Here is a 14,264-nt window from a genome sequence, read left to right on the forward strand (position 1 = left end):
GGCGCCCAGGGTGCGCGCCTACCCTGGATGACGTGGGATCCGAGCCGCGTCGTCGACCGTCGCCCGCCGTGTACCGGCGGCGCCGGATCGCCGTGCTGCTGCTGGCCCTGATCGTGATCGGCGCGGTTGCGTGGCTGCTGATCGCGCAGCCCTGGCAGGCGCTCGCGGCGTCCCAGGCCGACGCGGAGCCCTCCGCCGCGCCGACGACCTCGACGCCGACCCCGACGTCGAACCCGACCCCGACGCCCACGCCGACCTCGACGGTGCCGCCGACGCCGCAGCCGTGCGACCCGAGCGTGATCGAGCTGGTGCCGCTCGTCAACGGCCAGAAGTTCGCGTCGCACCCGGTGGAGATGCGCATCCGGCTCACGAACACGGGCTCAGTGGACTGCACGATGGATGTCGGCACGTCGCAGCAGCGGTTCGTGGTGACGAGCGGCAAGGACACGTGGTGGCGCTCGACCGACTGCCAGAGCGAGCCCAGCAGCATGGTCGTCACCCTCGCCGCGGGCCAGACGGTCGAGAGCGCCGAGCCGCTGGTGTGGGATCGCACCCGGTCGAACGTCTCGACGTGCGACAGCGAGACCCGTCCGCGGGCGCCCGGCGGCGGCGCCGCATATCACCTGCAGGTCGAGGTGGGGGACGTGAAGTCCAAGGAGACCGCGCAGTTCTTCCTGCTGTGAGCCCGCTCCCGCTGGGCGAGATCGGGTCCCGGTGTGTGGGACGTCGCGAAGCCGGGTCCCTGGCGCGCGGCGGCCGACCGGCATAGCGTGGAGAGATGGGCACGCTGTACTACGGATCCCAGGGCACTCCGATCGAGATCAACGACCGTGCGCTCGCGCACGTGAAGATGGTGATCGTCTCGAAGCTGCGTCGCGGTGAGGCGTTCACGCTCTCGTTCCAGCACGAGGACGGCAGCGGCCGCAGCGCGATCTGGCTGAGCTCCGCCATCCCGCTGCGGTTCACGTTCGAGGAGGTGCAGCGCCCCGAGCTCAACGCGCGATGGCTCGAGGAGCTCGCCGAGTCGGCCAACCTGCTCGGCGGCATCACGCTCGTGCCCGAGCGCACCGACGACGGCGGTACCACGCTGGTGCCCGAGACGAAGGCCAGCTGAGCGCCGATCGCGGCGCGGAACGGAGAAGGCCCGGAGCGATGCTCCGGGCCTTGTCACGTCGTCCCGCGCAGGCCCCCAGGGCGTCGAGCGCCAAACCTGCTGTGAGTGCGGTAGATCCACCAGTCCCCACCGATGCCGCACCCGAACGGGCATGGTCAACACTATCAACGGCCATTTTGCGAACCTGACAGAATGCTTGAACCGCGGTGGCCGGATCCTTAGATCTGCGTAGCCGTAGTCTGAACACATGGTGTCCCGCAAGCGCCCGTCGTCCGCCCGCAAGAAGTCGTCCCGTCAGGCGCTCGATCCGCAGGAGTTCCGCTCCGAGGCGCTCGCCCAGGCCCTCGAGCGGCAGGACATGGCGGCGGTCGCGCTGGCGCTGCGCAACGGCAACACGGTGGTGCCGCTGCTCAAGCCCGGCAAGCGCGACGATCCCCTCGACGGCGGCGAGGTCTGGACGTACCGCGACCCCGCCACCGGGCAGGTCGCGCTGCTGCTGTTCAGCGATGCGCGCAACAAGCCCGAGAATCTCCCGCCCGGAGTGGCGCTGTACTCGCCCGCGTGGCTGAGGTCGTTCCTGACCAAGCACCGCGACACGATCACGACCGTCTTCCTCGACATCGCCGGCCCGCACCCCATGCAGGCCTCCCCCGCCGAGCTCCTCGGGGCCCTCGACCTGGCCACCTGACGCCCCCACTCCCCGCCGCGGTGGTCGAGCGAGCCAACCCCGTGGTCGTTGAGCGACCGAAGCGAGTCGAAACGAGCTGAGCGAGCGCAGCGAGCCGAAGCCCCGCCTCAGAACTCCGGAACGGCCTCGAGCTTGCGCGGCCGCGGCCGGCCCTGGGCGCGCACGTCGTCGAGCGCGGCGCGCAGCTTGCCCGACCGGTCGTCGATCACGGCGCGGTAGCCGAGCCGGGCCGCCTCGGTGCGGCGCTGCGCGGCCTGCGTGACGGGGCGCACCTCGCCCGCCAGGCTGAGCTCGCCCACGGCCGCGACGTCCCGCGTCACGGCCCAGTGCTTGACCGACCCGGCGACCGCGATCGCGATCGCGAGGTCGGCTGCCGGCTCCGTGAACCGCACGCCGCCCACGGTCGAGACGTAGACGTCCTGGTCGCTGGTCTTGATCCCGGCGCGCTTCTCGAGCACCGCGAGCACCATGGCCACGCGGGAGGAGTCGACGCCGTGCACGATCCGGCGCGGGTTGGGCGCGTTGGTCGGGATCGTGAGCGCCTGCACCTCGACGGGCATGGCGCGGCGGCCCTCGAGCGCGATCGCGACGCACGTGCCCGGCTCGGGGATGCCCTGCGACAGGAAGAGGCCGCTCGGGTCGGGCACCTCGGCGATGCCGTCGCCGGTCATCTCGAAGCACCCCACCTCGTCGGTCGGGCCGAAGCGGTTCTTGAGCGCGCGCACGAAGCGGAGGGCGGTCTGCCGGTCGCCCTCGAACTGGCACACGACGTCCACGAGGTGCTCGAGCAGGCGCGGCCCGGCGATCTGCCCGTCCTTGGTGACGTGCCCGACCAGGATGATCGGCAGCCCGCGGTCCTTGGCGACCCGGATGAGCGTCGACGCGACCTCGCGGACCTGCCCCGGCATGCCCGCGGCGCCCTCGGACAGCGACGACGACACGGTCTGCACCGAGTCGACGATCACGAGCTGCGGCTCGACGGAGTCGATCTGGCCGAGCACGGTCGCGAGATCCGTCTCGCTCGCGAGGTACAGCTCGTCGTGCAGCGCGCCCGTGCGCTCGGCGCGCATCCGGACCTGTGCGGGCGACTCCTCGGCGCTGATGTAGAGCACGCGGCGGCCCTCGGCGGCCGAGCGCGCGGCGACCTCGAGCAGCAGCGTGGACTTTCCGACGCCCGGCTCGCCGGAGAGCAGGATGGCCGCGCCGGGAACGATGCCCCCGCCGAGCACGCGGTCGAACTCGCCCACCCCGCTGGCGCGGCGCGGCGCCTCGGCCGTGTCGATCCTGGTGATGGGCGTCGCCGCGGCGGTCGGGATCATCGGGTCCAGCCGGCGCGTGATCCCCGTCTGCTCGGCGGCCTCGACGACCGTGCCCCACTGCTGGCACTCGCCGCACCGGCCCACCCACTTGACGGCCGTCCATCCGCACTCGGTGCAGCGGTAGGCGGCGGGGGCGGGGCGCTTGCTGGGCATGGGATCCAGCGTAGGCGCGGGCTCGGACATCCGTTCGAACCGCGCCGCGCGCCCGGCGTTCAGCCCTCGCGCACCTGGTCCGCCGTCGCCCGGATCGTGTCGGCCGACGCGTGCAGCAGCGCGAGCTCCTCGTCGGAGAAGCACGTCTCGCGGATCGGGAACGCGCCCGACGAGCCCACGATCGACGGCACCGAGAGCGCGACGCCCGATAGGCCGTGGAAGTCGTCGAGCACCGTCGAGACCGGCAGCACGCCCCGTTCGTCGCGCAGCACCGCCTCGGCGATCCGCGTGGCCGAGAGCCCGATGGCGTAGTTCGTGGCGCCCTTGCCCTCGATCACCTTGTACGCGGCGGTCCGCACCTCCTGCGCGATCCGGTCCAGCTCGTCCCGGGTCAGCGGATCGGCGCCCCGCGCGGCGAACTCGCTCAGCGGCACCGGGCCGACCGAGGCACTCGACCAGAGCGGGAACTCGGTGTCGCCGTGCTCGCCGACGATGTTCGCGTGGATCGACCGCGCCGCCACGCCCACCCGCTCCGCGAGCCGCCACCGCAGCCGCGACGTGTCGAGCACGGTGCCGGACGCGAAGATCCGCTCGGGCGGCAGGCCCGTCTGCTCCTGTGCGAGCAGCGTCAGCACGTCGCACGGGTTGGTGACGATCACGAACACCGCGTCGGGGGAGGCCTCGACCAGCTGCGGGATCATCGTGCGGAAGATCCGCGCGTTCGTCCCGATCAGCTCCAGCCGCGTCTGGCCGGGCCGCTGCGCGGCGCCGGCCGTGACGATCACGACGTGCGACCCCTCGGTCACCGCGATGTCGGCCGATCCGGTGACCTGGCTCGAACCCGTGAACAGCGCGCCGTGCGCCAGGTCGAGAGTCTCGGCCTCGACCCGCGCCGCGTCGATGTCGTACAGCGCGACCTGCCGCGCCGCGCCCCGGATGAGCGACGCGTACGCGGTCGCGGACCCCACCGCCCCCGCGCCCACGACGGTCAGCTTCGCATTCTCGATGACGGCCATGGCGCCATCCTGTCAGCGGATGCCCAGCCCGGTAAGGCCCCGTCGATTTGGCCGCCCGATGAACCTCCCGTAAACTCGAACGCGGTGACGTGTCCGAGCGGCCGAAGGTGCAACTCTCGAAAAGTTGTGTAGGGTAACCCCCTACCGTGGGTTCAAATCCCACCGTCACCGCCACCCGAAACCCCCGCAGAACCCTTGGAAACATTGGGATCGCGGGGGTTTCGTCGTTGCTGCGGGAGGGGCCGTGGGAACATCCTGGTAATAGCCTCTCGACAATGCTGCCAGCATCCGGCGCGCGGGACTCAGCCTTGAGCTGGCTCCAGTAGCCCGGCGTCATCTGGCCGTAGCGGTAGGGTCGCCTCGAACCGGTCGATGAGGATGCGGATACCTGTGGAGTTCCACCACGCGGGCGACACACCTCCGGCCGACATCCCGTGTCCCGGATCGAATTCCGGCACGTAGATGCCTTCCGCGCTGGTCGTCAACGGCGCGCCGATGATCGTCTCGGCAGCCTCCCGAATCAACTCCTCGAGCTCTCCACTGTTGGCTGGCAGGCGGGTGTCCGCGAAGTGAGCACGAAGTGCACGCCAGAGGTATGGGTCGCCGCGGAATCCCCACGGCGAGGGTGAGCGGTCGAACAGTCGCCCGACCGAGTCTTGCGCCGTGCTCGGCGGGAACTGACTGAGCACCTGCGCCTCAATGCGCCGATGCGTCTCCTCGCTGGGTGCGACCAAGCGAATTGTGGCGACGCGGGTCGGGGTTCGGGCGATTGTCCGGACTGCGGCGTCGATCGCATCGTCGAGTGGCCACCCGTACACCCCTGCGCTGATAAGGGGAAACGCGACCGTGCTCGCCCCGAGCTCGTCGGCAACGGCCAGCGCACGCCGGTAACACGACTCGAGAAGCGCCCGATCAGTCTCGCCCGCGGTGTGGTTGGGCCCGACCGTGTGGATCACCCACGAAGCGCGCAGATCGCCCGCCCTGGTCCAGCCGGCGTCGCCCGCGCGCATGCCGTTGGGGAAGCGCGCGATGCAGTCATCGAGGATGGAGCGTCCGCCGGCGCGATGGATGGCACCGTCGACTCCACCGCCGCCGCGCATATGAGGGGACGCTGCGTTCACGATTGCATCGACCTGCTGCTGGGTAATATCGCCCCGCACGGCGACGACGGTGACCATTCGGCCAGTCTGGCGCAGAAGATCCCCTGCGAGGAGTCCGTTCAAGGGCTAAGTGCGCGACGACTGCGGCACCGAATGGGGATGTCCGACTAGGGCGATAACGTGCTTCCTATCGAGCGAAGTCACGGGTGAATAGGTGAACAGGGAAGAAGCGCAACGGCTCAGGCAGGTCGTCGACGACGTGTCGGTCGCTGCCGATCTTGCAACGCAGGTGCTCGCGCATCGTGCTGCCGTCCTGGACGCTGCGGGCACAGCGAGGCGGACCATTCGGCTGAGCGCCGTCGACGTTCGCTCCGCCTCGCGCTTGCTTTGGCGCACGCTTCCCATCAGCGCCTCCACACTCGATGCGTTCACCGCTCTCGCACGCTCATCGCGACTTCCCGACGTATCGGCTGCCGAGCAAGACGCGCTGAACACGCTCGCTCAGCCAGTGGCCACCGCCCTCCGCGATGTACGAGCCCTGTTCGGCTTGCGCCGGATGTTCAGCAATCGAGACTCAAAGCAGGCGGCGGAGAAGGCAGCGGGCTACCTCTCGCAGATCCGCGATTGGAGCCTCGACCCGCGCATCGCAGCTCTGCTACGCCGTGTCGACGATCGCGCCGCGCCCGCTCTGCCATTCGACGCGGTCCGCGCACTCGAGATCGGTCTCGACTCCCTGCTGGGTGCATCCGACCCGATGCTTGTCCCCGCAGAGCGCCTTCGCGAGCTGCCGTGGGCGCTGAACACGATCCATCACGCTCTCGTCGCCGAAGGACAGTTCCGGCAATCCGCGGTGGAGGCCGGAACTGCGCTGCGTCGCGCAGAGACAGAGCGCGTCATCGCTGACATGCCGATCGATCGCCTCCGAGACGCCACCCGTGACCGCATCCGAACCTCGCCGCTCGAGGCCGCAGGTATGCGCACGGTCGGTGACGTGCTCCACCAAGCCGCTCGGATCACACAGCTCCCTGGCATCGGTGATGTGACGGCTCAGCGGATCCGCGGCGCCGCTCAGACGCTTTGGCAGGCAGCGTACGACGAGATGCCTGCGCGGATCGATGTGAAGGCACCGCGGCCGGAGACGTACGCCCTCGTGAAAGCGTTGTCGGCCTGGGACGCGGCGCGCACGCTGAAGAACGCCCGGCAAGACCTTGAACGGGCCGATGCGCTGCGCGGACTCGCAGAGGCGTTGACTGCTCAGCCGCCGTATCTCGTGATCGGTGGGGCCGACGCGGCCACCTCTGAGTTCCTGCCCGCGGCGAACTCGGTAATCGCTCGCGCTCGGTCGCTTTTAACAGGCAGCTCGGCGGGCGCACCGCATGACGCTTGGCAGGACTTCCTGGCTCGTCCCGCCGACTACTTCGTGATGTTGCAGGAACTCGGCTTCCTTGTCGAGGATGAGGACGCGGTCACCGGTGGGCTCCCCGAGGAGATCATCGAAGCGATCCGCAAGCTCGAGCTCGACGGCACGCACCTGACGGCATCCCTGCGCGGATACCAGAGCTTCGCGGCCCGCTTCGCCCTCGTCCAGCGGAAAGTGATCATCGGCGACGAGATGGGCCTCGGCAAGACCGTCGAGGCGATAGCTGTGCTCGCTCACCTGCGCGCGAAAGGCTTGCACCACAGCCTCGTGGTCTGCCCCGCGGCCGTGGTAGCGAACTGGATGCGCGAGGTTCAGACGAAATCTGCCCTTCGTGCGCACCGCCTTCATGGACAGGGACGGGTCGCGGGTCTGCGGTCGTGGCGCAGCGGTGGCGGCGTCGCGGTCACCACGTACGAATCCCTCGGTTGGCTACTCCCTGAACTTCAGGACGATGACGAGATCGCGTGCGTGGTGTTCGACGAGGCTCACTTCATCAAGAACTCGTCGACCCAGCGCGCGCGCAGAAGCGCCGAACTGATCGGGGCGTCGCCTCGAGCGATCCTGCTGACCGGCACCCCGCTCGAGAACCGCATCGACGAGTTCAAGAATCTGGTCGAGTACGTGCGTCCCGATCTGGTGGTGGACGTATCTGGCCTGCGGCCTCGACTCTTCCGCCAACAGGTCGCGCCGGCGTATCTGCGCCGCAGTCAGGAGGATGTGCTGACGGAGCTGCCTGAGCTGGTGCAGATCGAAGAGTGGCTGCCGATGTCCGGCGCTGACGAGCGTGCATATAGGGAAGCCGTCTACGACGGAAACTTCCAGGCGATGCGCCAAGCGGCAGCGCTCGATCGCAAAGAGTCGGAGAAGCTCCGCCACCTCGTCGAGATCGTCGCCGAGGCCGAGGAGAACGGTCGCAAGGTCATCGTCTTCTCCAACTTCCTGCGCGTGCTCGACGAGGCGAAGGCGGCGCTCCCGGGTCATGTGTTCGGTCCGATCACCGGCCGGGTGCCGGCGGCCAAGCGCCAGCAGATCGTCGACGAGTTCTCCGCCGCGCGCGACGGTGCGGTGCTCGTCGCCCAGATCGCGGCGGGCGGCGTCGGCTTGAACATCCAGGCCGCTTCGGTCGTGGTGATCTGCGAGCCCCAGCTGAAACCGACCAGCGAGTGGCAGGCGATCGCCCGCGCTCGTCGCATGGGGCAGTTGCAGTCGGTGCAGGTGCATCGGCTGTTGTCGGAAGACGGCGTCGACCGTCGGATCTGGGACATCCTGGCCACGAAGACCGCGCTCTTCGAAGAATTCGCAGCGCTCAGCGAAACGGCCGACGCCGCCCCGGAGGCCTTCGACGTCTCCGAAGCCGAACTCGTGCGCGATGTCGTCGACGCGGAACGCCGCCGCCTGTTCCCGGGCCTGCAAGATGCACCGAAGCCCGTGGCACAGGATCAGCCGACCTGACGTCGGCGGTCGTGGGTACAGTCAGTCGCCTGACCAGAGAGGAACATATGCGTCTCGAGGAGATCGCGCCGAGCATGCGCCTGACCGGCATTGTCCCCGGTGCCGCCGTCACCGTGCTATTCACGCAACTGCACGGTGCGAACGCCGTCGAGGTGACCTACCGCGACGACAGCGGCGGCCTCGATCAGCGGGTGCTCTTCCGTGACGACGAGGCGAGGATCGCCCGTCACCAGGAGTCGGGGCGGCCGTTCGATGCTGACCCGCGCGACTTCCGGCTGGCGGCCGAGGCGCAGCGCATCATGATGGCGGCGCTGCACGATCCGATGGTCGCCGTCGCCACGAGCGATGTGCAGCCGCTGCCGCACCAGATCCGGGCGGTGTACGGCGAGCTGCTGCCCCGCACACCGCTCCGCTTCCTGCTGGCAGACGATCCTGGTGCAGGCAAGACGATCATGGCCGGCCTCTACATCAAGGAGCTCATCCTCCGCGACGATGTCCGATCGTGTCTTGTCGTTGCGCCTGGCGGCCTCGTCGAGCAGTGGCAAGACGAGCTCGCGATGAAGTTCGGCCTTGAGTTCGACATTCTCGCCCCGGGAGCGGAAGACACCGTGCCTGGCAAGACCGTCTTCGAGCAGAAGCCGCTGCTCATCGCCCGCATGGACCAGCTCGCGCGCAATGAGGTGCTCCTCGATCAGCTGAACCAATCGGAGTTTGACCTGGTCATCGTCGACGAAGCCCACCGGATGAGCGCCACCTGGTTCACGGGCGAGCTGAAAGCGTCCAAGCGGTTCCAGCTCGGCGAGCTCCTTAGCGAGCGGGCGCGTCACTTCCTGCTCATGACTGCGACGCCTCACAACGGCAAGGAGGAGGACTTCCAGACCTTCATGTCGTTGCTCGATCGTGACCGGTTCGCCGGTCCCGGCGAGAAGCGCGCCCAGTCGGGCACGACTGACGGTTTGATGCGCCGGATGGTGAAGGAGAAGCTGGTGACCTTCGATGGTCGCCCGCTCTTCCCTGAGCGGATCGCTGACACGGTTGCCTATCGTTTGTCGCCGCAGGAACAGCACCTCTATGAAGAGGTCACCGAGTACGTTCGCACCGGCATGAACCGCGCGGACCGACTCGACGGCAAGCGCAAGAACACCGTCGGGTTCGCGCTCACCGTCCTGCAGCGGCGTCTGGCATCGAGCCCCGAGGCGATCTACCAGTCTCTTCGTCGCCGTGCCGAGCGCCTCAGCCGCGTCCGCGCGGACCTGCTGAACGGCGTCACGAGCGACCTCGCGATCGATGCGCCTTCAGCGCTCTTGGGCGATGACCCGGACATCGACGAGCTGGACGCCGCCGAGCTCGAGAGCGCCGAAGAAACCCTCGTCGACGCGGCCACCGCAGCCCTCACCGCCGCCGAGCTCGAGGCCGAGATCGCCGACCTGCGGGAACTGATCGAGATCGCCCGCCTCGTGCACACCAGCGGGCAGGACGTGAAGTGGCGCGAGCTCGAGGGCGTCATCACGAGCGAGGTGCTCGAACAGCGTGACGGATCGCCGCGCAAGCTGATCGTCTTCACCGAGCATCGAGACACGCTCAACTACCTGGAGCGCCGCATCGCCCAGCTCATCGGCAACGCCGACGCTGTCGTCTCTATCCATGGTGCCGTGCCCCGCTACGAGCGCCGGCGCATCACCGCCGAGTTCACCTCGAACCCCGATGTGCAGATCCTGCTCGCCACCGATGCGGCGGGCGAAGGTCTCAACCTTCAGGCGGCCCACCTCATGGTCAACTACGACCTGCCTTGGAACCCGAACCGCATTGAGCAGCGCTTCGGTCGGATCCACCGCATCGGGCAGACGGAGGTCTGCCGGCTGTGGAACCTCGTGGCCGAAGACACCCGAGAGGGCGACGTCTACCGACGTCTGCTCGACAAGATAGAAGAGCAGCGCGCCGCATATGGGGGCGAGATCTTCAATGTGCTGGGCACCTCGCTCGGCGAGCTGAACCTGTCGCGCGTGATGCGCGAGGCTATCCGCTACGGCGAGCAGGCCGACGTACGCGCACGGATGTGGGAGGTCATCGACCAGAGCGTGAGCGATGGCATCCAGGAGCTGCTCGATGAGGAGGCTCTTGCCACCGAGTCATTGGCCGCGGGCGACCTAGAGGCGTTGCGCCGGCAGATGGAGGACGCGAAGGCGCGACGTCTGCAGCCGCACTTCATTCGCGATGCCTTCCGCGAGGCGTTCTCGCGCCTCGGCGGTCGGCTCGAGCGGCGAGAACTCGGTCGGTTCGAGATCAGCCATGTGCCCGCAGCAGTGCGTGAGGCAGCCGGGCGAGCGCCGATCTCGCGCCGCTATGAACGCGTCGCGTTCGATGTCGCCAAGCTCGAGGTCAAGGGCACGCCGCGCGCGGAACTGATCGCCCCCGGGCATCCCCTGCACGACGCGGTGATGAAGCTTGCGATCGAGCGGTACGGCTCGGCGCTCGATCGGGGCACGGTGCTCGCGTCGGATGTCGTGACCGAGCCGACGCTCCTGGTGGGGGTGCTGAACGAAGTCAAGGACGGCACCGGCGAGACCGTGAACAAGCGCTTCGGCTACGCCTTCGTCGACCCAGCTGGCCGCACAACCGAGGCGGGCACGGCGCCCTACCTCGACTTCGCTCCCGCCGATGACACTGCCCGCGCGGGCGCCGCTTCCCTGCCCTGGCTCGCACAGCGCGAGAAGGACGCGGTGTCGTGGGTGATCTCTGATCAGCTGCCCGGTTACGCCAAGGACGTCACGACGCTGCGCACGATCGAGTACACCCGCGTGCGCGACCGGGTCGATGCGCGCTTGAACCGGGAGGTCAACCGCCTGGACCTTGAAGCGATGAAAGCCGACGCGGACGCGGCGGCGGGTAAGCGCGTGCGTCACTCGGCCGAGACGTTGCGACGCCGCGCAGAAGATCTCGCGACACGTCGCACGCACCGGCTGTCGTTGATCGACAAGCAGCTCGAGATGAAGGCGGTGCCGCCGCGCGTGACGGCGATCGCGCTCGTGGTGCCGGATGAACCCGCGGGCCTCGCCACGGCCACCATCGATCTCGCTGCACGCAATGCGGTCGAGCGGCGAGGAGTGGATGCCGTGCTCGCGGCGGAACGTGCGCTCGGCCGGCTTCCCGAAGAGCAGGCGCACAACAACCCCGGGTTCGATGTCCTGTCGCAACGAGACGGTGAGCCGAGCATCCGCATCGAGGTCAAGGCGCGTATCGCCGGTGCGGACACCTTCACGATCACCCGCACCGAAGTGCTCACGGCGCTCAACACTGCGCCAGATCACCGGCTTGCCCTCGTGCGAGTGAGTCCCGATGGCTCCGAACCTGACGAGTTGCGCTACATCGGCGATGCCTTCAATGGTGTCGAGCCCACGTGGCTCACGGACTTCGACGTCGTTTCCCAGAATTTGTCGTGGGATGAATGGTGGGCGCGCGGGGTAACCCCGTTTTAGTGTCGGTGCCCCACGGTAGAATTGGGGTATGAGCAATTACGGGGATTTAACGTCGCGTTTCGGGAAATTCGGCGCGGCCTTGCCGACTTCGCCGATGCCATTTTGTGGCGACGGCCGTCGGCGTGTCGTCAGCCTGCCCGAGCGGCGATGGGCTTAGCCTGCTCTACTACCCAAAAACGCCGCTCGTTGGCGCGAGCGGCGTCGAAGGCCTCGTGGTGAGGGAGGGAACCTGGAAAGTTCTCCCGCACCTTAGGCACAGTGTGACCGTGTGGCGCAAGTCAACACGCCGCATTCGCCAGCGAGGCCCCAATGCCTGCAAGGCAGAAGGAGCCGATCATGACGTTGCTGGAACCCCATACCGTGACAACCGCTGTCGAACGTGCGCTCAACGAGGCGCGTGCTCGGATTCAGGTCACCGACGATGAGCTCGACGAAGCGCGGAGCCGCCGCGATGACATCGCAGCGGCGCTCAAGCGCGAGTTCGGCGGACGTACATACGTCAACGGCAGCATCGCGCATGGTGACGCGCTCAATCCGCTTACAGATGTCGATCTCGGCATTGTCGTACCCGATCCGGATGATCTCTACGGTCCTGGCCGTCGCGGGCCGAGTGAACTCCAGGAGCGTGCAGCGGATGCGATTCGCCGCGACCTCAAGGAGAAGTACCCAAAGCTCCGCGTCGAGCACCGCAACCGGCGGCGCTCCATTCTCGTGCGTTTTGGTGAGCCGGTGACTCCTGGGCAGTCCGACTTCACGGCCGATGTCATCACGGCGATCGATAACCCTGCGGGGGAGGGCCTGTACATCCCCAACTACCTGGCCTGGGACCGCAGCCATCCCGAACGTCACACGGAGATGGTCAAGAGCGCCAACAAGATGACTCGCTCGTCCTTCGCGCGGGGCACCCGGCTCATGAAGCACTGGAGCCGGACGCATGACAAGCCGATCTGCTCTTGGAACATCAAGGCACTCGCACTCGGTTGCATCACCGCGCCCATCACGATGACGGACTACATCAGCATCTGGCTGAGCCACGCGATCGCGCAGCTCAGCATCGGCGAGACCCCCGACCCCGCAGGCGTGTCCGGGCCGATCAAGATCAACGAGAAGTTCACCCGACCCCAGGTCGTCGCAGCGTTCAGGCAGGCGCAGGCTGATTTCGAACTCGCCCTTCAGTACGAGCGCGAGGGGTATCCGATGCTCGCGCTGAACCAGCTCGCTATCTTCTTCGGCGACGAGAACATGATGCCGAAGCCCGACCAGGACGAGGTTAAGCGCATCGCGCGAGAGCGCTGGCGAGAGAAGAACCCGACTCTTCTGCCCGCGTCCGCGTCTACTGCGTCCACGTCCGCCTACGGGGATCGCCTGCCCGCACGCTCGTGGGCGTGCTGATGCGCGGACCGGACTGGTACGGCGCCGATCCGGCCTGGTTCGTCCCATTCGAGAGAGAGGCCTTCCGTCTGTTCGGACGAAGCCTCCGGGTTGAGTACGCCTGGGATGTGCTGCACCACGGGACCCCGTGCATGCTCGAATTGAGCTGCGGCACATGGGCGAGAATCGAGATGAGAGCCTCCCGCACTGAAGCCGTGCCCAGGCGGCGATACCTCCTCGACGGTGTTGATGTGGTGGGGCGAAATGAGCGCGTTCCGGTCGTCGTAGAGTTCCGCCCTCAGCGGTACTTCGCCGGCGGAGAATTGCGAGATGGCCGCGACTTCCCGTTTGTGTATGCCGGACAGATGCCAGGCTCGCCGCACCGATACGAAGACGGCGCATTGTGTCTCTATTACCCTGAGGACCCTGCTGAGCAGAGGTGGACGGCTGACAAGAACCTCGCCGCTCTCATCGTTCTGGTCCAGGACCACTTGTTTCTGGAAGACACCTACGCCGACACCGGCGCGTGGATCGCGCCTGAGGCAGAGCACGGGTTCACCGAGGAAGCGAAGCGCACAGGATGAACTGGCTGACGATGTGGTTCGAGGTTGAGCGCTGGGAGGGCACGGCAGGCCTCCTCGCAGGCATGGTGGCTGCCTCGCTTGTGCTGAGCGGCTTCGCAGTCGACCGACGGGTCCGGCGCCGTGCGCGTCGTGCTGAGGCCTATGCGGGTGCGTTGCAAGCCGTGCACGACTATCTGGAAGCGCCGTACCGTATTCGACGTGGTTCCGGAAGTGCCTCGGATCGGTATGCGCTTGTCGCGCTGGTGAGCGACATTCAGTCCCGCATTGCGTATCACGAGGCACTGCTCGCGCTCGTCGGCCCGGAGACGGTCTGTGCGGGATACAGCACATTGGTCGAGGAAGCGCGCAAGGAGGCCGGTCGTGCCATGACCGCGGCGTGGGAGGCTCGACCCACGCGACGTGATGCGCAGGTCCCCCTCGGCGGGCCGCTGTACACGCACCCGAGATCGGATCGCGCGTGCGAGGCGCTCCTCAAGGCTATGAAGCGCTCCTCGCGTTAGTCGCCCGATCCGGATGTAGCGCTCGGATGGCAAGCCAGTCCGGGTGAGCCATCGTTCGTGACGGCTAGGCT

General features: G+C 67.8%; 11 protein-coding genes and 1 tRNA gene. 9 read left to right on the forward strand and 3 right to left on the reverse strand.

What is annotated here, in order from left to right:
• The first annotated feature begins 32 nt into the window (after positions 1-32).
• The 3 genes from ASD19_RS13180 to ASD19_RS13190 all read left to right on the forward strand — a co-directional run bounded on the left by ASD19_RS13180 (position 33) and on the right by ASD19_RS13190 (position 1,802).
• Positions 33-683 carry a hypothetical protein gene (locus ASD19_RS13180; protein WP_055993544.1) on the forward strand — a complete coding sequence of 217 codons (651 nt, stop codon included), beginning with the start codon at positions 33-35 and terminating at the stop codon, positions 681-683.
• A 95-nt stretch (positions 684-778) separates the two neighbouring features.
• Complete coding sequence (locus tag ASD19_RS13185; protein WP_055993546.1) at positions 779-1,114, forward strand: DUF7882 family protein; 336 nt, start codon at positions 779-781, stop codon at positions 1,112-1,114.
• A gap of 247 nt (positions 1,115-1,361) precedes the next feature.
• Positions 1,362-1,802, forward strand: a complete 441-nt coding sequence (locus ASD19_RS13190; protein WP_055993547.1) for a hypothetical protein — start codon at positions 1,362-1,364, stop codon at positions 1,800-1,802.
• A gap of 107 nt (positions 1,803-1,909) precedes the next feature.
• Here ASD19_RS13190 and radA read toward each other — a convergent pair whose 3' ends face one another.
• Positions 1,910-3,274, reverse strand: a complete 1,365-nt coding sequence (gene radA, locus ASD19_RS13195) for a DNA repair protein RadA (protein ID WP_055993549.1) — start codon at positions 3,272-3,274, stop codon at positions 1,910-1,912.
• Positions 3,275-3,333: 59 nt separating this feature from the next.
• Positions 3,334-4,290: an L-lactate dehydrogenase gene (locus ASD19_RS13200; protein ID WP_055993551.1), complete on the reverse strand. Its 957-nt coding sequence runs from the start codon at positions 4,288-4,290 to the stop codon at positions 3,334-3,336.
• Between the two features lie 83 nt (positions 4,291-4,373).
• Between ASD19_RS13200 and ASD19_RS13205 the strand changes: the two genes are divergently transcribed.
• Positions 4,374-4,464, forward strand: a tRNA-Ser gene (locus ASD19_RS13205).
• Between the two features lie 128 nt (positions 4,465-4,592).
• Here ASD19_RS13205 and ASD19_RS13210 read toward each other — a convergent pair.
• A complete protein-coding gene (locus tag ASD19_RS13210; RefSeq protein WP_055993553.1) occupies positions 4,593-5,468 on the reverse strand; it encodes a macro domain-containing protein in 876 nt (291 codons plus the stop codon).
• Positions 5,469-5,604: 136 nt separating this feature from the next.
• On the opposite strand from ASD19_RS13210, the gene ASD19_RS13215 reads away from it, so the two are divergent.
• The 5 genes from ASD19_RS13215 to ASD19_RS13240 all read left to right on the forward strand — a co-directional run bounded on the left by ASD19_RS13215 (position 5,605) and on the right by ASD19_RS13240 (position 14,193).
• On the forward strand, positions 5,605-8,262 hold the full coding sequence (locus ASD19_RS13215) for a DEAD/DEAH box helicase (RefSeq protein ID WP_055993555.1): 2,658 nt from the start codon (positions 5,605-5,607) through the stop codon (positions 8,260-8,262).
• Between the two features lie 47 nt (positions 8,263-8,309).
• Complete coding sequence (locus tag ASD19_RS13220) at positions 8,310-11,738, forward strand: helicase-related protein (protein WP_055993556.1); 3,429 nt, start codon at positions 8,310-8,312, stop codon at positions 11,736-11,738.
• Between the two features lie 336 nt (positions 11,739-12,074).
• Complete coding sequence (locus ASD19_RS14445; RefSeq protein WP_156377204.1) at positions 12,075-13,130, forward strand: nucleotidyltransferase domain-containing protein; 1,056 nt, start codon at positions 12,075-12,077, stop codon at positions 13,128-13,130.
• Positions 13,124-13,693, forward strand: a complete 570-nt coding sequence (locus ASD19_RS13235; protein ID WP_156377205.1) for a hypothetical protein — start codon at positions 13,124-13,126, stop codon at positions 13,691-13,693. Before ASD19_RS14445 ends, ASD19_RS13235 begins: the two co-directional genes overlap by 7 nt.
• Positions 13,690-14,193, forward strand: a complete 504-nt coding sequence (locus ASD19_RS13240) for a hypothetical protein (protein ID WP_055993564.1) — start codon at positions 13,690-13,692, stop codon at positions 14,191-14,193. The genes ASD19_RS13235 and ASD19_RS13240 overlap by 4 nt, the downstream gene beginning before the upstream one ends.
• The last annotated feature ends 71 nt before the right edge of the window (positions 14,194-14,264 follow it).

This window comes from Microbacterium sp. Root53 (genome assembly GCF_001426925.1).
Classification (GTDB): Bacteria; Actinomycetota; Actinomycetes; order Actinomycetales; family Microbacteriaceae; genus Microbacterium.